Consider the following 16,568-nt stretch of genomic DNA (forward strand, 5'->3'; position numbering starts at 1 on the left):
TTTACCCCAGGTGCGTGCTGCTGGGGCACTTGCATGCTATATTCCGGCTAACATAGATTGCTGACCAAGGAGGTCGAGAATCCGCTGCAGATCCTCATCCGAATAGAATTCGATCTCAATCTTCCCCCGTTTTCCTCGGCGGCTGATCTTCACCCGGGTGCCGAAGTAACGGATTAGTTGATCGGTAACCGCCCGAAAGTGGTCATCTTGCTGAGGTACGCTTTTCCGTTTCCTGCCCTTTTTCAACAACATTTGCACGAGTTTTTCAGTCTCCCGCACAGAGAGGCCGCGCTGGACTACCACATCGCGTGCCTGCAGCTGCAGGCTCTGTTCCCGCAGAGCCAGTAGACAACGAGCATGCCCCATACTCAAGGTACCTTCCAGTAAATCATTTCTTATTTTTTCGGGCAGCTTCAACAAGCGCATCATGTTGGCAACTGTAGAACGGTCCTTGCCGATCTTCTTTGCTATTTCCTCCTGGCTCAGGTTAAAGTCCTTGCTGAGTCGTTGATAGGCCTCAGCCTCCTCCACTGGATTCAAATCCTTGCGCTGGATGTTTTCGATCAGGGCAATTTCAACGGCTTCAGGTTCGGCACTCTCTCTGATGATCACTGGGACCCTCTGCAAGCCGGCAATCTGTGCAGCCCGCCAGCGTCTCTCTCCTGCAAGCAGCTGGTAGCCTTGCTTACTCCGCCGAACAAGCAGAGGCTGCAAGATGCCTTTCTCTCGAATGGAATTGACCAGTTCATCCAGGGCCTTGTCGCGCACATGTTGCCTTGGTTGATAGGGATTGGGAGAAATTTCTTCGATCTCACAGAAGAAAAACTGGTCTCCTCCCCTGGAAAGCACATCCGCATCGGGTATGAGTGCACCCAACCCCTTGCCTAATCCTTTTTTCTTAGCAGCAGCCATGTTGCCCCCAGAATTTCGTGATTAATTCTCATGAAGCCAGGCTCTTCCTCTCACTCCCTATTGATAGAGACGCACTCTAGACAGCAGGCAGCACCATTCTGCCCACTGACCATCAGCAATACAGCCACAAGGTGAGGCCTCAGCAGCAACTCTCTGCTCAATGCACTGCGAAGAACTGTTTGCCATCCTGATTGGCTTCATGCCTGAAACGGCACCGCCGCCGCAAACAGTGGGGAACTGGTTCTCTGGAATATGAGGCCAAAGTTGCCAGATGCTTCCTCAGGAAACAGCGCGAGCAGTTGAATGATGTACTTTTCTGTGGACTACGACATTCTTGCTGGCTAGAACAGAAGGAAACCGAGACCTTGTTCTTCTCCTGCTGGCCTCCTCAAGCACGAAGGACAAGGAGAATTTCGCAATCTCCTGAAAGTCCCCCCAGATTCCTTTCTTTCTGAGCTGGACCTTCCGGCACCCTCTTCTCTACTATTCTTCCCGGGTACTCTAGAGTCCGATAAGTGCTTCATTCAATCTCCAATTTTGAAACTGTCGCCATTTCAAGTCATCACCAGGAAACAACTTTCCTTAGAACACTCTGTTTTCACTCAGCTCGGCAGCCCGCGGGGCGCAGCGCGCTCACCTCCCGTGCGCCGCGGCTCACCGTCACTTCCTTCTCGCTGCATCAGCTCCTTGGCCAGTTCCAGGTAAGAGCGGGCACCCTTGCAATTGATATCATAAAGGAGCGCTGGCTCCCCATGGCTGGGACTCTCACTCAGCCTGACATTCCTTGGTACCACCGTGTTGAACACCCTGTCCTTGAAGTGCTTTCGCACCTCCCCGGCCACCTGATGACACAGGTTGTTGCGCACATCGAACATGGTGAGCAGGATGCCTTCAATGGACAGCCTGGGGTTCAGAGTGGTCTTGATGAGTTGGATGGTCTTCAGCAGCTGGCTCAAGCCCTCCATGGCATAGTATTCACATTGCAGCGGAATAATCACACTGTCTGCAGCAGTAAGGGCGTTCACAGTGAGCAATCCCAGGGATGGCGGACAGTCCAGTATAATGTAATCGTAAAGGCTGACAAGGGGGCGCACCTGTTCCCCCAGCACTTTTTCCCGCCCGGGCATTTCCTGAAGTTCGATCTCGGCTCCTATGAGCTCCATGTGGGCCGGAATAATGTGCAGGTAACTGAGGGCAGTACTGTAGACGGTCTCGGATGGTTCCGTTTCATTGATCAGCAGTTGGTAAAGATTCTTGCGGATGTGCTCCCGCATCAATCCCAGGCCGCTGGAAGCATTTCCCTGCGGATCACAATCAATCAAAAGGGTCCGCCGTTCCGCCACTGCCAGCGATGCCGAAATGTTCACCGCAGTGGTGGTCTTGCCCACGCCGCCCTTTTGATTGGCTACTGCTACGATCTTGGCCATTGCAGCCCTCGACTAAATCAATCGCCGTTCCCTCCAACTGTCACGGCAATAGATATTACAACATATTGTGTATCCTATTAAAATGGCACGCCTTAATGGCCAGCATATTCGCCTGGCCGTCCCCAAAATAACACACCGACTCTGTTTTTGAAAGAGGAATACCACCCTATTTTTTCTCTCACCCGCGGCCAGCTGTACATCGCATCTGCAGACAGTCCCCTGCCAAAATGTTTCACGTGGAACACTTTTCTCATCCATGTGCACCACTATCAAACGACTCACGGCTAGCATCATGCAGAGAGTTGCCAAATCCGCCTGGACAGGCATCAGACAGATTGCGCCAGCGCTGAGCACTGCAGAGCCATCCTAGAGGACCACTGGAACCATCCCTCCATCCTCAACCACAGTCATCCTGAGGCTCGCTTCATGAAAAACCCGGATCAAGATACTTGTATTTTTAAACAAAAAGATCTAAGCTGCCAGCAATGACAGAAAATGTCTTGAAGCCTTTACATTTGCTTGTTCGTTGTGATAGCATGCATTCCTGTTTTTTCCTTGCGGAGAGCCTGTCGAGCCATCCCTCTAGGGGCATGGGTCTATATTATATGCTACAAAACATGATCGAAGCGCACCTAGCATTTGCTACAATCTCCTGCTACAGTAGCCTTGCTCTGGAGGTCTTGCCCCTCGGTGAAGTCAGCTCACTGGAGCATGGGGCGCCTCTACCGCCAGTTTCAGCAGCAGATAACAAGCAGTTCCCATATGTGTCTGTTATTTCAGCGATATCAGACGATCTCTTCAGAAACTCCTGCAGAGTTGGCTATAAAGCAAAGAACCATCATTTGATCAAGAGGAGGACTACTCATGAAAACCAGCAAGACACTGTCGTTACTTATCCTTAGCCTATTTGCCACAGCTGCCTTGGCCTTCACACCCCCGGCTGCCCTGGCAGCAGACGTCTCCATAGGCGCAGGTGCAGGAGTGGTACCTGATTACGAGGGCTCAGATGACTACGAAGTGGTGCCTGTGCCATATTTGACGGTAAAGTGGGACAACAATATGTCTCTAGATCTGCTCGGCAACAAAGCAAAGGCAAATCTTCTTCCTTCTCCGACCTGGAAACTCGGACCGATTTTCCAGTACATAAAACAGCGGGATAATGTGGACGATAACAAAGTGGATAAAATGAAAAACGTCGGCACATCCCTGATGGCCGGCGGTTTTCTCGGTTTTCACTATGAGAACTGGAGAGCCGGCATAGAAGCGATGACGGATGTCAACAACGGCAATGATGGCTCGATTGTCAGACTCAATGGCGGCTACAGCATCCCCTTTGCCCCCGTGTGGAACCTTTCTATTGGTGTCTATACCACCTGGGCTGACGACGACTATATGAGCAGCTATTTCGGGGTAGATAGAAAAGATGCCGAGCGCAGCGGTCTGAAGAGATACAATGCCGACTCTGGCTTCAAGGATGTGGGTACCACCTTCACCCTGTCGTACAGTCCCTGGCAGCGTGTGAGCCTTCTTGGAATAGCAGGTTACAAGAGGCTGCTGGGAGATGCAGCAGACAGCCCGGTTACAGACGATCGGGGTGATGAGAACCAGTTTGTCGCCGCCATAGTGGCAGTCTACCATTTCAATATTGGCTCAACCGAACAGTCAGAGGTGGGCTCTGGGGCATGGTATTGAGGCTCGATATGGCACTGGCAAACAGGCATTACCTCAAACTCACATCCGGCTACCTCTTTCCTGAAATCGCCCGCAGAGTACAGGCTTTTTCCCAGGCAAACCCCCGGGTTGCCATCATTCGTCTCGGCATAGGCGATGTCACCCTCCCTCTGCCACCAGCAGTAATCGAGGCCATGCACCAGGCCGTGGAGGAGATGGGCCGGGCCGAAACCTTCCGTGGCTACGGCCCTGAGCAGGGCTACAATTTTCTCATAGAAAAAATCATCAGCCATGATTACCAGGCCCGGGGTATTTCTCTGCAGCCTGACGAGGTGTTTGTCAGCGACGGCTCAAAGTGCGACTGTGGCAACATCCAGGAAATATTCGCTCTGGAGAACAAGGTTGCGGTGGCCGACCCGGTATACCCGGTGTACGTGGATACCAATGTCATGGCCGGCCGTACAGGAGAAGCAGACGACCTGGGGCGCTACCAGGGACTCTACTACATGCCCTGTACTGCAGAGACCGGTTTTCTGCCGGAGCTGCCCACAACCCGGGTGGATCTCATATATCTCTGTTTTCCCAATAACCCTACCGGGGCAGTGGCCGACCGTCACTTTCTGCGGAGATGGATCGATTATGCCAGAGAACACCAGGCAATAATTCTCTTCGACGGCGCCTATGAAGCATACATCACCGAAGAGCACATCCCCCGCTCCATTTACGAACTGGAGGGCGCCAAGGAGTGCGCCATCGAATTCAGGAGCTTTTCCAAGACAGCTGGCTTCACCGGCACTCGCTGTGCATACACAGTGGTGCCTAGAGAGCTCAGCGCCCGCACTGCAGATGGAAGTACGGTCAGCCTCAACAGGCTCTGGCATCGGCGCCAGAGCACGAAATTCAATGGGGTATCCTATCCTGTGCAGGTTGCAGCTGCAGCAGTCTACAGCGACGCCGGCAAGAAACAGGTAAAAGAGACCATTGCCTACTATATGGAAAATGCCAGGATTATAAGAAATGCTTTGACCAAGGCGGGCTTTACGGTTTACGGCGGGATAAACGCTCCCTATATCTGGCTGAAAACCCCAGGCAGCATGACCTCCTGGGAGTTCTTCGACCTGCTTCTTGGCGAGACTCACGTAGTGGGTACACCTGGCTCCGGCTTTGGACCTTCGGGAGAGGGCTATTTCCGCCTGAGCGCCTTTGGCCAGAGGCAGCAAGTAGAAGAAGCCGTGCGTCGTATTCAGGACCGCTTCGCCTCGTAGCTGCCAGCGATTCAGATCAGCAGGTTTTCACAGCGGCGAATTGGCTTGCTGCTCAGTCATTGCACCTTCACCGGCGGGATTCGAACGGCCCAGGCATCAAAGAGGGAATTGTAGCGAAGCAAGAAGATCCTGCCTTCTGTTGTCTTCACCTTGAAATAATCCAGGATCGGCGTACCCGCCCTTATGCCTCCTTCATACCAGCGATCGAGTATCTCGGTTATTTCCCAGCGCCGCTCTCTATGGGTAAAAGCCAGGGGCCGTTCATTGGAGCGGTAGCCGCTGTAGCACTCTACCGCAACCCTTTCATAGGGCATGCAATCATTCCTCCGCTCATTCTTTCAGTCTGATCTGCAAGTGACCCTGACGAACCTTTATGTATTCCACTCCTCTGGAAAACAACTGCCAGAAGCCGCCCTCCCCGCTGAATTCTTCCACCAGATTCTTGTTCTTGATATCACCCCACCAGGCGCCTGGCAGAGGAATGCCTCCCAGACTCACACCGCGCACAGCTACCACTGGCCGCCCCTTGTTATAGCCCAGAGTGAGGCCAAGGCTGAGACGCAATGTCTTGCCGCCCAGGATCGGAAAACCATCGTCAATGGGCAGCAGCAGCTTCACACTTACCAGGTCATTGGCCAGGTCGATGGCCATCCGTCTGGCGATTTCTGGATCATTGGCCACCAGGGCATTCAGTTCCTTTTCAGACAGGTTGATCACCCGGCTGGCATCATCCTCTCTGTATGGTTCCGGCTCGAGTGGCACAGGATAACGCAGCTTCTTTTTCCTCTCCGGAGAAGACTTGCTGCCGGCTGCTGACTGCTCCAGCCTGGCAAGCTTCTGGGCGAGTACTTGCTGCTCCTTTTCATTGAGGCGGGTGGGCTGAAATTCCGAGGCATAGATGTTCCGTTTGACCCACCAGGCCAGAGCAATAGTACATGCCAGGGTGGCGATCAAAATAGTCAGCACTACATGAGGCCTCTTCAAGCGGGCCTTCTTCACCGAATCCTGGTCCTGCTTTGCGAACATATCCATAAAGTTTCCTCGAATATTTCTCCAGGCCAATGTGATGCATAGCCTATAATGGCCGCCTTTCACCTCGCAGAGTTTGGCCCTGCCAACAGATGCTTACCTTTTGCCTGCAACCCTCCCTGGGGCCGCACAATAACTCTTCAGGCCCGAGTGGAGCGGTTAGCCATCCTCGTACTGGACATTTTTCAGCATGTTATCATATCATGCTTTTTCGTGCTGCCGGTAATTCTGATTCTTACCTTGCGGAAGGGAACAGTTGAGGCCCGCAATCCTTTTTTTCATAATCGCTTTTCTCCTGCACGTACCTGCAGCGTGCGCCTTTGACCTCGATGTCGGCAAAGATCTTACCAGGCAAGAAAAGGCAATTGCGCTCAATGCAGGTGCAGCTCTTTTTATGACCGCCTGGGGCGTCATCTTCTGGGACTACTTTCAGACCAAGCCAAAATTTGGCTCGGAGGATTGGTTTGGCCAGAACACCAGCAACGGAGGCGCAGACAAGCTAGGACATTTCTACAGTGCCTATGTTCTTTCGCATTCCTTCTCATATGTCTATGAAAAATTGGGATATCCATATGATGAGGCCGCGTTGTACGGTTCGCTCTCCTCTTTCGGATTGTTGGGACTCGTGGAATTAGGGGATGCCTTCAGCAGCACCTATGGTCTTTCCTATGAAGACTTTATTATGAACACTCTGGGGAATTGCGTCGGCTTTCTCACAAAAAGATATCCTGAAGTTTCCCGAAAAATTGATCTGCGGCTGGAGTATCGCCCCAATACGCAGGAATCAGACATCTTTACAGACTATGATCACATGAAATTTCTCCTGGCAGTAAAACTGGATGGCTTCGATTTTATAAAAAATAATTACCTGAAGTACCTGGAGCTGCACTTTGGCTATTACGTGGATGGCTACTCAAAAGCTCCAAAATACAGGAGCCGCAATATCTATGTGGCCCTGGGCCTGAATCTATCAAAAATTGCCTCGCAGTTTTCTTTCAAGAAGCTGTCAACTTTCTTCCGCTACTATCAAACCCCCTATACCTATGTGAGCACTAGTAAAAGACTGAAACGCTGACACCGGTGTCAGCAGATCCATTTAAAACTGCTTTCAGCCAGGTTTTCCCGCTTACGGCAGACTGATGTCATGGAGACTCCGATCGTAGAGCTTGCCTATGCCATATTCAGATCTTCGCAGGAACCGTTCTTTGCTCGGCCCGATGATCTGCATTTCCGGATGTGTTTTCTGGACATCAAGAGCGATGTTCATCTCTTTGGTACAGCCGGTGCTGTAGGTCGCATCCTTGCCAAGCCACTCTGGAGGCACTGCCTGATCCAGAATCCGGAAACTTGTTTCGATATCTTCCACTGTCTGGAATCGCCATATGTCAATCAAACCACTTCTCTGGACTCTCTCCCACATGTACATCAGGTCGTCGGCGTCCATGCCCGGTACAAAGTGCTCGGCCGGGTTGATGATAAAACTTTTGCGATAGCTCTGCCGCAGATGATCAACAAATACTTTGAGTATCCTTATAGCAGTTTCCATCTGCCCGGGAATGCTACCAACAATGGCGCTGTAGAATATGACCTTCTCACCGCGTCTCCTGGCAGCCTTCATCTGCCTGATGATTTCATCAGCCTTGTCATTGAGATCCTGTTCGCTGAAGGTAACCGCCTCGGGGTGTCTTGGTTTGAAGTCCACTATCACTCTGCTGCCATCCTCTGAAAGCCTCACATTGAATATATCTCTGGTAAACTGATAGGGTGTGGCAAGCAGTCGGCGCCACTTTTTTTCTCCTTTGGCTATTACCAGATCAGCTTCCTTGAACATGCGGGCAAAGGTGGTGGAGGTGAGCATAAGATTGAGCCGCTCCCGGGTACCGTCAGATATGATGAACAATTGTCTATCTGTCTTGAGATTTTCAAGCAGTTTCTTTTTGGAGATAACCGGATCCTTGATAAAGAGTGCGTCTCTCAGTTCCTCTGTAAGCACAGGATCATTTTCCACGTCATGGCGGCTGATCTTATTCAGGTAGAAACCATCTTTGACCACCAGGATGACCTTGTGCCCCCAGCCGAGGAGAAAGCGAATGATCTTCAGGTCCACAACGATTTCTCCTGCTTCGTTGCTGAGCCAGAGAATCTTCAAAGGAGGCCTGCTGCAGCTCCCCGGCGCCTCCTGCGGTCGTTGCAGCTGCTGTTGCAGCGGTTCAACACCATCGCCAGTGAGAGGCCTGTTGAGAATGGTTCGGTAGCTGACATGAGACTCTTCCTTTTCCTCCGCCCTGTCCTCCCACAGTTCTTTAGCCACGCAGAGCTTGAGCAAACGCAACAACTGCAGCCTGGCAGCAGCTCCCTTCAGGTCCTCAAGGCTTTCAAAGCTGAGAATGGTCTGCTCGTCAATCCAGTTGAAGGCACGCCAGAAGCCGGGATCTGCCAGCAATTCCGCCACACGCCGGTTCTTCTCCACCTTCTTGTGGTAGTACGGGGCGTCAATCTTGCTCTTATCAATGAAGATCTTGCACAACCTCTTCTTCAATCTGGAAGGCAACAGGATGCCATCGTGGGTGTCGTGATTGAATTTCAGGCGGAGCAGTTCAAGAAGAAACTGCCTCTTTTCATCATCTGGGATGTGATCTTTTACCAGTTTTTCCACAATGGACCATACCTCCTGGTAGCGACGGAGCAAGTATGGTGTTTTCTCTTTGCTGGCAACGGCTTCGAACAGCTCGAGAGAACAGGGGACATAGATGCCATTTTCCTCCAGATGAACCATAAACCTGATCTGTTCAGGCGAGGCAACATCTTCCGGCGTAGTTTCAAAGTCGAGGTGATTTTCAGTAAAAAAGTGAGTGAGCCAGGCATGGGCCACCGGATCATTGCTGACAATTGGGATTGGTTCACTCATTGTTGATACCCCCCATCTGTTTTGCCGCACATTCCATGACTAACTTCTTCTGCATCCCCAGGGGGAACGAACCCCATATGAGCAAGTCATCATCCCCATGGCAACGCTTATTCCCTTCCATGGTAAACTCTCGATGGCTGCCCCCATTCGCTATCACAGGGCACGAAGCGAAGCTTTACTATACACGATTTTAACGATATCCACACCACTGTTCCTTGACAGCGCGTCTTTAGCTCAACTCATCCGCCATCAATGATCTGTCACTTTTCCGCCGACCGCCAGCGCCAGTGACACATAAAGAAGAAGATCCAGGAGTGTAAGTAGATCAGGCAAAATAAGGTCTGCTCTTTTGAGGTTTCAGAAAGGCGCCTTTTTACCCTGACTTTGTGAATTAGATAATTATCTTGAACCCTTGTCCCCTTTCTGCTAAACAGGGTAAAATATTTAACTAAAGCAAATTATATCCAGAAATCATGGCTGGCCTGGGTAGATGAGGAGGTTGGCATGGCAAGGAAGGCCCTCATCGTGGTGGATATGCTCAACGATTTCGTAGATCCCAAGGGCGCTTTATACTGCGGTGAGCCAGCACGCCGCATCATCCCTTTCATCGCCAAGCTGATTGACTCTCACCGTTCACGGGGGGACGTGGTAATATACTTGCAAGACACGCACTCGGAAGATGACAAGGAATTTGAAATCTTCCCTCCCCACTCAATCGACGGTAGTTGGGGCCATGAAATCATCCCGGAACTAGCTCCTCGACCGGGAGATATCGTGGTGCAGAAGCGGAGATATAGTGGTTTCTTTCAAACACCACTGGAAGATATCCTCGAGGACCACCATATCACTGAAGTAGTGGTCACAGGAGTATGCACATCCATCTGTGTGATGGACACGGTAGGGGGGTTGCGAAATCGTGATTATCCGGTAAAGGTGTTTCGAGATGGCGTGGCCGATTTCGACGAGAGAATGCACCAGTTTTCCCTAGAGCGAATGGCAAAGATTTATAAGGCAGAGGTCCTCTGAGTACCTCACAGCCTTCTCTGGGGCGTCAAATTTTCTTCCAGTCCAATCCTTATACCATTATTTGGGAGTGCTTCTATGGGCCCGGATGAAATGCGCGGCCGGGCAATCATGACTGATCTCTACGAGCTCACCATGGCCGCCAGTTACTTTGCCCAAGACATGTTCGCCCCGGCAACCTTCAGCCTCTATGTGCGCAGCTATCCGCCGAACCGCTCTTACTTCGTCTGCGCCGGGCTTCACGAACTCCTAGATTATCTCGAGTCTTTTTATTTCCATGAGGATGATCTGGAGTATCTCGAGCAGACCTCTCTTTTCCGCAGCGATTTCTTGCAGTACCTGGAAAAGCTGCGCTTCACTGGCGAAGTGAGAGCAATACCGGAAGGAAGAATCTTTTTTTGCAACGAACCATTGTTGGAAATTACCGCACCTGTTATTCAGGCCCAGCTAGTAGAGACCTACGTGATCAATACCATGAATTTTGCCTCTCTCATCGCCACCAAGGCTTCCCGCTGCGTCCACGCTGCAGACGATAGGAGACTGGTAGACTTCTCCCTGCGAAGAACCCAGGGTATGGACGCCGGCCTCAAAGCAGCAAGATCGAGCTACATCGGCGGCTTCCTCGGCACCAGCAACGTCCAGGCCGGCAAAATTTACGACCTGCCCATCTATGGAACCATGGCCCACTCTTATGTTGAAAGTTTCGACCGAGAAATCGATGCCTTTCGCGCTTTTGCCAAATCTTTCCCAGACAACACTATCCTGCTCATTGACACCTATGATACACTGGCCGGAGCTCGCAAAGCAGTGAAGGTGGCTGAAGAGATGCGTGCTGCTGGCAAGGCCCTCAGGGCCGTCCGTCTAGACAGCGGCGACATGGTGCAACTCAGCCGCCAGGTCAGGAAGATTCTAGACGATGCTGGCTTTCCCGAAGTAAAGATCTTCGCCAGTGGGGGCTTTGACGAGTTCAAGATCCAGGAGATACTTGCGGCAGGTGCCTGTATCGACGCCTTTGGCGTGGGCACCAAACTGGGCGTTTCGGCGGACGCACCCTATCTGGATGCTGCCTACAAGATGGTCCAGTACAACGGCCGTCCGGTCCTCAAACTGAGCAGCGGCAAGGTTTCGCTGGCTGGACCCAAGCAGGTGTTCCGCCAGTATGATGAGCATGGCATGTTCCGCAGTGATCTTATCGGCTTGCGGGATGAAGACGTTGCTGACGCCGATGCTCTGCTGGTAGTGGCCATGCAGCAAGGAAAACGGCTGCTGCCAAATGAACCGACGAACCAGATTCAACAGAGATTCCGCCAGGAATTTGCTCAACTGCCGGACATTTACAAGAGCCTCCAGGGCACTCGCAACTACCCCGTGGGCATCACTGCAAAGTTGCAGGCGCTCCAGGATCAGGTCCAGTTGAAGATTCACCAGCAAGAACTGGCCAAACCCTTATGATGGTCATATCTTGCTAGTGCTTGATGCTCACCCCTCAATCACAGGACTGAACCCATGACCAGACCAGAACGTGCCGTTTCTTTTTACGACGAACACCTCGAGACCATGCCATGGGAAGAAAAAGAACAACTCTTGCAACAACAACTTCAAAAGATGGTGCGCTTTGCCTATGAACGCTCCGAGGCCATGAGGCAAAAGTTCCTTGCCGCTGGAATCGAGCCCACAGAGGTGCAGAACATTGAGGATCTCCAGAAGCTGGCAATTACCTCGAAGGCAAAAATGCGCCAACTGCAGCAGGCGACTCCACCTTTTGGCGGCTTTCTCGCTGTGGATCCTGGAGAACTCAGGAGGATCTATACTTCGCCAGGGCCAATCTTTGATCCTGAGGGACGGCAGCCGGATTACTGGCGGCTGCAGTCGTGTTTTTACAACTGCGGCTTTCGCGCTGGCGATCGGGTGATGAACACCTTCTCCTACCACCTGACGCCCGGAGGCCTCATGTGCGACGAGGCCCTCACCGGCATAGGCTGCACAGTGATCCCGGGCGGCGTGGGCAATACAGAAACCCAGCTGCAATTGCTGCAAGAACTGCGCATCAATGGCTATATCGGCGTGCCCAGCTTCTTGCAGACTCTGATCGAACGCGCCGAGCAGAGTGGCAAAGACTTTCGCCGGGAGTTTCACCTGCAAACGGCGGTCACTGCCGGAGAAATGCTCAGCAGCAGCGCCCGGACAACCCTGCAGCATCATTATGGCATTACGGTGCGACAGTTTTATGCCACAGCAGACGTGGGAGCCATTGCCTATGAGTGCCAGGCACAAAACGGCATGCACTTTGCCGAACACCGCCTCATTGAGGTTGTGGACCCGGATACCGGGGCCCAGCTTGGCCCTGGTGAAGTTGGCGAGGTGGTGGTCACCCTTCTGGACAACGAGGTCTATCCTCTCATTCGCTTCGGCACCGGCGACCTTTCATATTACGAAGATACACCCTGTGACTGTGGCCGTTCTTCGCCCCGCCTGATGAAACTGGTGGGCAGAGTGGACCAGCTCACCAAAGTTCGGGGCATGTTCATTCACCCCTCCCAGATAGATGAACTGACAGCTGCTTTCCCAGAAATCAACCTTGCCCAGGCCGTGGTCAATCGGTCGGCCAACCAGGACACCCTTACTCTGCAGGTTGTCCTGCGCCAGGAGCCGTCTTCCCGTGAGGATTTTGCCGGCAAATTGCAGGACAGGGCTCGCAGTGTGCTGAAACTGAGGGCTGATGTGGCCTTTGTCCAGGAAGATGAAATAAGTGAACCCGAAAAACGTATAATTGATCTCAGGAAATGGGACTAACCAGAACCGAAGGAGGAGGACCATGCCTAGGTATGTCATACTGGCAAAATTGACTGACGATGCCATCAGAGCGGTGAAAATTGCCCCTAAACGCATTGACAAGGCCATCAAGAACCTGGAGGATATGGGAGGGAAGCTGATTTCCTTTTACGCAACCATGGGAGAATATGACTACGTGGCCATCGGGGAAGCTCCCAACGATGAAGTTGCCATGGCTTTCCTTCTCAGACTGGGCGCCAGCGGAGATGTGCGGACAACCACTTTGCGTGCCTTCAGCAGAGATGAGCTGGCAGAGCTGGTGAAAAAGCTGCCATAGGGCTGAAAACATCCAGAGTTCGTGCTTTACCATCTATATCATTGCTGCCTGGCCTGGATATCTTCATTGATGTCCAGGTAAAAGGAATTTTTGCGGCCTGTTGCAACACGGCCATGACAGGTTTCACTGTCAAAATGATTCAAGGAAGCTGAAGAAGTTGCAAGATATTCCCAGCACCCCCGAGGCAAACACTCCTCAACAATTGCAGCCCCAGTCTCTCCGTTCACATCTGAGTGCTATTCTATTATTGGCGGCGATCTTTTTTCTCAACTTCCTTGCCAGGATTACCCTTGCCCCTTTGCTGCCCACCATTGAACAGGATCTGCACATAGGCCACACCATGGCAGGCTCACTTTTCTTTTTCATATCTGTTGGCTATTTTCTCTCTCTGCTGGCATCCGGCTTTGTGGCTTCTCGTCTCACTCACAGGACAACCATCATTATTTCTGCCACTGCTGTTGGTGCCGCCCTTCTGGCTGTGTCGCGCAGCAGCAACCTCCTGGAGGTGCGCTTGGGGTTGTTTCTCCTTGGCCTGGCTGCCGGACTCTATCTACCCTCGGGCATCTCGACTCTCACTTCTCTGGTCAGCCCGGAAAAATGGGGCAAGGCCCTGGCTATCCATGAAATTGCCCCTAATCTGGCAGCTGTGGCAGCGCCGCTAATAGCCGAGGTTCTGCTGCACTGGTTTTTCTGGAGAACGGTGCTGGCCCTGTTGGGTGGAGCCTCTCTTGTGGTGGGTCTGATCTACTTCTGCTTCGGCAGAGGTGGACAGTTCCTCGGCAGAGCGCCCCAGATGGCCTTTGTCAAGTCACTGCTTGCCCGACCTGCCTTCTGGATCACCACTCTGCTCTTCGGGCTGGCAATTGGAGCCAGCCTGGGAGTCTACGCCATGCTTCCCCTCTATCTGGTTACCGAAAGAGGCTTTGACCGCTCCTGGGCCAACACCCTCGTGGGACTTTCCCGCATCTCCGGGCTGCTGATGGCCTTTGTGGCTGGCTGGGCAACAGACCGCTTTGGCGCCAAGCGCACCATTTCGGGCGTCTTTCTTCTTACAGCTGTTTCCACAGTGCTCCTGGGCGCAGTGCCGAGCAGAGGTATCGTGATCATTGTTTTCATCCAGCCATTGCTGGCCGTCTCCTTTTTTCCAGCCGGACTTGCGGCCCTGTCGTGCCTCGAACCACCTAGCTCACGTAATGTAGCGATTTCACTAACAATCCCCTTTGCTTTCGTCCTGGGGGCAGGTGCCATCCCCACAGGCATCGGCATCATGGCAGATCGGGGCTCTTTTGCAGGAGGATTTATTGTAGTGGGCCTTTTGATACTCTCAGGCTTCGTCCTGTCGCTCTCCTTGAAATTGCCAGCGCCCCATGAGTGCCCCGCGTCTTCGCCGAGATGAAACATGCCAACTTCAGAGCCGGCTACTATGAAACGAGGATAATCGGCACAAACCTTTTAAAGGAAAGGAGAACACCATTCTTACCAGCAAGAGATTCCACAAGCGGCTAGCCAGGAAGTTCGGTGAAGATGTGCGTCTGTTGGACAATGAGGCCGACATCCTTGCTATTGTACTTCCCATGGTGCCAGAGTTTCTCGCTGCCATGGGGTATGAGAACATGCTCCCTGAAGTGGTCGGCCTTCTTCGGGATATTGACAACATCCACACCTTTGTCCTTCTCTCAAATGACGAACCTGCTGGTTTTGCCACTTTCATGGCATCCTTCATGCCGCGAAACCCCACCCTCCACCTCTGGCACATCTTTGTCAGGCCGCAGTACCGAAACCACAGCTACTTGCTTTATGACCTCACAAAATTTCTCATGGACGAACTCTCCCTGGACAATCTTTCTTTTACCAGTGTCAACCATAAGATAGCCGAGCACATGGCAAGGCAATATCAACAGCGCGGCATTCAGGTGAAACTGACCGGCTACTTCTATCGCAGTTTTCATAATACAGAGAAAAGGTACTACCAGTCTTTGCTCAAAGAACTCAGCAGATTGTCTACGGAAATGAAGAAAATGGCGCAAAAATAACCCAAACTCATTGTCAGCCGGCAGCGATAATGCTATCGTTCCATTTCTTGTACTGCCTATGGAAAAATGATAAAAGTTACTGGAAATCGCTTGACCTCATCCAGCAAACAACACAACAGGAAGGAGTTTTGAGATGAGAAAGACAGTGGGCCTGCTGGCTGCAGTGGCTGCGATCATGTTTCTTGCCGGCCAAGTCCTGGCTCAAGATTTCATGGTTTACCCTGCCAAGGGACAGAGCCAGCAGCAGATGGAGAAGGACAAGTTTGAGTGCTACAACTGGGCCAAAGGCCAGACTGGCTTCGATCCCATGCAAACCCCTCGGGCCACCTCGGCCCCGCCTCCCAAGTATGAGGGCAGCACCGCAGGCGGAGCCGTAAGAGGCGGTGTGGGCGGCGGCCTGCTGGGAGCAGGAATTGGAGCCATAGCCGGCGGCAAGAAAGGCGCCAAGAAGGGAGCCCTGATAGGTGGGCTCGGCGGCGCTACCATAGGTGGCGTGAGGAGCCACAGGCAGAAACAGGAACAGGAGCGAGCACGACAACAATGGGCCGAACAGCAGGCGGCACAGTACGCCCACAAACGCAATGCTTACAATCGCGCCTACAAGGCATGCCTCGAAGGCAAAGGCTATTCAGTACAGTAAGAAATTTTGGAGGAAATTATGAGCAAGTGGACTGTAATTGGTCTGATCTTTCTGGGGATCTGCTTTATCACCACCTCGGCCACAGCCGGCGACTTTGACGGCTCCAAACCGTTGCTCTTTTCTGCAATCAAGGTCTTCGAGTGCAGCCCTCAGGGGAGCTGTGACGAGGTAACGGCGGAGAGCATTTCTTTGCCGCAGTTTCTCAAAATCGATTTCAAAGCCAAGAAAGTGACCCCTGCACGGAAAACCGCAGGCAAGAAAGGCAGCGACATTCAGAGCATGAAGGTGGTTGACGGTAAACTCATGCTCCAGGGAGCAGAAGATGGTGTGGAGGGCGTCAGAGACGGCATCGGCTGGACCATGGCCATTTCTGAAGAAACAGGCAAAGCTATACTTACAGCTTCGGGCGAAGAGGTGGCCTTTGTTGTGTTTGGTGCCTGCACACCACTGTAAGACCTCCAGACAGCTATAATTTTTGTCAACTCTTGAAGTTATTCAAGAGAGTCTGCCTAAATTCAGAAAAATTACCCGGGCAGGTTCCTTGTGTGTCT

General features: G+C 52.3%; 16 protein-coding genes. 11 read left to right on the forward strand and 5 right to left on the reverse strand.

Annotated features, from left to right (window positions below):
• Positions 1-36: 36 nt before the first annotated feature.
• Together JRI89_04290 and JRI89_04295 are read right to left on the reverse strand one after the other, a co-directional pair.
• A complete protein-coding gene (locus tag JRI89_04290; GenBank protein MBW2070454.1) occupies positions 37-912 on the reverse strand; it encodes a ParB/RepB/Spo0J family partition protein in 876 nt (291 codons plus the stop codon).
• 602 nt (positions 913-1,514) lie between these two features.
• On the reverse strand, positions 1,515-2,339 hold the full coding sequence (locus tag JRI89_04295) for a ParA family protein (protein ID MBW2070455.1): 825 nt from the start codon (positions 2,337-2,339) through the stop codon (positions 1,515-1,517).
• An 864-nt stretch (positions 2,340-3,203) separates the two neighbouring features.
• Between JRI89_04295 and JRI89_04300 the strand changes: the two genes are divergently transcribed.
• Complete coding sequence (locus tag JRI89_04300; protein MBW2070456.1) at positions 3,204-4,031, forward strand: MipA/OmpV family protein; 828 nt, start codon at positions 3,204-3,206, stop codon at positions 4,029-4,031.
• A gap of 8 nt (positions 4,032-4,039) precedes the next feature.
• Entirely contained in the window at positions 4,040-5,275 is a 1,236-nt protein-coding gene (locus tag JRI89_04305) for an LL-diaminopimelate aminotransferase (GenBank protein MBW2070457.1), read from the forward strand.
• Positions 5,276-5,331: 56 nt separating this feature from the next.
• On the opposite strand, the gene JRI89_04310 is transcribed toward JRI89_04305, so the two are convergent.
• Together JRI89_04310 and JRI89_04315 are read right to left on the reverse strand one after the other, a co-directional pair.
• Complete coding sequence (locus tag JRI89_04310; GenBank protein ID MBW2070458.1) at positions 5,332-5,589, reverse strand: hypothetical protein; 258 nt, start codon at positions 5,587-5,589, stop codon at positions 5,332-5,334.
• 16 nt (positions 5,590-5,605) lie between these two features.
• Complete coding sequence (locus tag JRI89_04315; protein ID MBW2070459.1) at positions 5,606-6,307, reverse strand: arginine N-succinyltransferase; 702 nt, start codon at positions 6,305-6,307, stop codon at positions 5,606-5,608.
• Between the two features lie 253 nt (positions 6,308-6,560).
• Between JRI89_04315 and JRI89_04320 the strand changes: the two genes are divergently transcribed.
• The gene (locus JRI89_04320; GenBank protein MBW2070460.1) at positions 6,561-7,379 is read left to right on the forward strand and encodes a DUF2279 domain-containing protein; all 819 of its coding nucleotides are present in this window, start codon (positions 6,561-6,563) and stop codon (positions 7,377-7,379) included.
• Between the two features lie 51 nt (positions 7,380-7,430).
• Here the strand turns inward: JRI89_04320 and JRI89_04325 are convergent, their stop codons facing one another.
• The gene (locus tag JRI89_04325; protein ID MBW2070461.1) at positions 7,431-9,212 is read right to left on the reverse strand and encodes a DUF89 family protein; all 1,782 of its coding nucleotides are present in this window, start codon (positions 9,210-9,212) and stop codon (positions 7,431-7,433) included.
• Between the two features lie 504 nt (positions 9,213-9,716).
• Here JRI89_04325 and JRI89_04330 point away from each other — a divergent pair.
• The 8 genes from JRI89_04330 (at position 9,717) to JRI89_04365 (ending at position 16,470) form a co-directional block, all read left to right on the forward strand.
• On the forward strand, positions 9,717-10,238 hold the full coding sequence (locus JRI89_04330; GenBank protein MBW2070462.1) for a cysteine hydrolase: 522 nt from the start codon (positions 9,717-9,719) through the stop codon (positions 10,236-10,238).
• 90 nt (positions 10,239-10,328) lie between these two features.
• Entirely contained in the window at positions 10,329-11,687 is a 1,359-nt protein-coding gene (locus JRI89_04335; GenBank protein ID MBW2070463.1) for a nicotinate phosphoribosyltransferase, read from the forward strand.
• 54 nt (positions 11,688-11,741) lie between these two features.
• Positions 11,742-13,028 (forward strand): AMP-binding protein, encoded by a 1,287-nt coding sequence (locus JRI89_04340; GenBank protein MBW2070464.1) that lies wholly within the window; start codon positions 11,742-11,744, stop codon positions 13,026-13,028.
• Between the two features lie 22 nt (positions 13,029-13,050).
• Complete coding sequence (locus tag JRI89_04345) at positions 13,051-13,344, forward strand: GYD domain-containing protein (protein ID MBW2070465.1); 294 nt, start codon at positions 13,051-13,053, stop codon at positions 13,342-13,344.
• Positions 13,345-13,546: 202 nt separating this feature from the next.
• Positions 13,547-14,740 (forward strand): MFS transporter, encoded by a 1,194-nt coding sequence (locus JRI89_04350; protein MBW2070466.1) that lies wholly within the window; start codon positions 13,547-13,549, stop codon positions 14,738-14,740.
• Positions 14,741-14,870: 130 nt separating this feature from the next.
• Positions 14,871-15,377, forward strand: a complete 507-nt coding sequence (locus JRI89_04355) for a GNAT family N-acetyltransferase (protein MBW2070467.1) — start codon at positions 14,871-14,873, stop codon at positions 15,375-15,377.
• Positions 15,378-15,510: 133 nt separating this feature from the next.
• Positions 15,511-16,017 carry a hypothetical protein gene (locus tag JRI89_04360; GenBank protein ID MBW2070468.1) on the forward strand — a complete coding sequence of 169 codons (507 nt, stop codon included), beginning with the start codon at positions 15,511-15,513 and terminating at the stop codon, positions 16,015-16,017.
• Positions 16,018-16,035: 18 nt separating this feature from the next.
• A complete protein-coding gene (locus JRI89_04365; protein ID MBW2070469.1) occupies positions 16,036-16,470 on the forward strand; it encodes a hypothetical protein in 435 nt (144 codons plus the stop codon).
• Positions 16,471-16,568: the final 98 nt, after the last annotated feature.

This window comes from Deltaproteobacteria bacterium (assembly GCA_019309045.1).
In the GTDB taxonomy this organism is placed as follows: Bacteria; Desulfobacterota; Syntrophobacteria; order BM002; family BM002; genus JAFDGZ01.

Bases quoted from the DNA above. Each gene is read 5' to 3' on its own strand.
- JRI89_04330 (MBW2070462.1), top strand. From the start codon at position 9,717: ATGGCAAGGAAGGCCCTCATCGTGGTGGATATGCTCAACGATTTCGTA.
- JRI89_04295 (MBW2070455.1), bottom strand. From the start codon at position 2,339: ATGGCCAAGATCGTAGCAGTAGCCAATCAAAAGGGCGGCGTGGGCAAG.
- JRI89_04325 (MBW2070461.1), bottom strand. From the start codon at position 9,212: ATGAGTGAACCAATCCCAATTGTCAGCAATGATCCGGTGGCCCATGCC.
- JRI89_04345 (MBW2070465.1), top strand. From the start codon at position 13,051: ATGCCTAGGTATGTCATACTGGCAAAATTGACTGACGATGCCATCAGA.
- JRI89_04340 (MBW2070464.1), top strand. From the start codon at position 11,742: ATGACCAGACCAGAACGTGCCGTTTCTTTTTACGACGAACACCTCGAG.
- JRI89_04315 (MBW2070459.1), bottom strand. From the start codon at position 6,307: ATGGATATGTTCGCAAAGCAGGACCAGGATTCGGTGAAGAAGGCCCGC.
- JRI89_04310 (MBW2070458.1), bottom strand. From the start codon at position 5,589: ATGCCCTATGAAAGGGTTGCGGTAGAGTGCTACAGCGGCTACCGCTCC.
- JRI89_04365 (MBW2070469.1), top strand. From the start codon at position 16,036: ATGAGCAAGTGGACTGTAATTGGTCTGATCTTTCTGGGGATCTGCTTT.
- JRI89_04300 (MBW2070456.1), top strand. From the start codon at position 3,204: ATGAAAACCAGCAAGACACTGTCGTTACTTATCCTTAGCCTATTTGCC.
- JRI89_04335 (MBW2070463.1), top strand. From the start codon at position 10,329: ATGCGCGGCCGGGCAATCATGACTGATCTCTACGAGCTCACCATGGCC.
- JRI89_04290 (MBW2070454.1), bottom strand. From the start codon at position 912: ATGGCTGCTGCTAAGAAAAAAGGATTAGGCAAGGGGTTGGGTGCACTC.
- JRI89_04360 (MBW2070468.1), top strand. From the start codon at position 15,511: ATGAGAAAGACAGTGGGCCTGCTGGCTGCAGTGGCTGCGATCATGTTT.
- JRI89_04305 (MBW2070457.1), top strand. From the start codon at position 4,040: ATGGCACTGGCAAACAGGCATTACCTCAAACTCACATCCGGCTACCTC.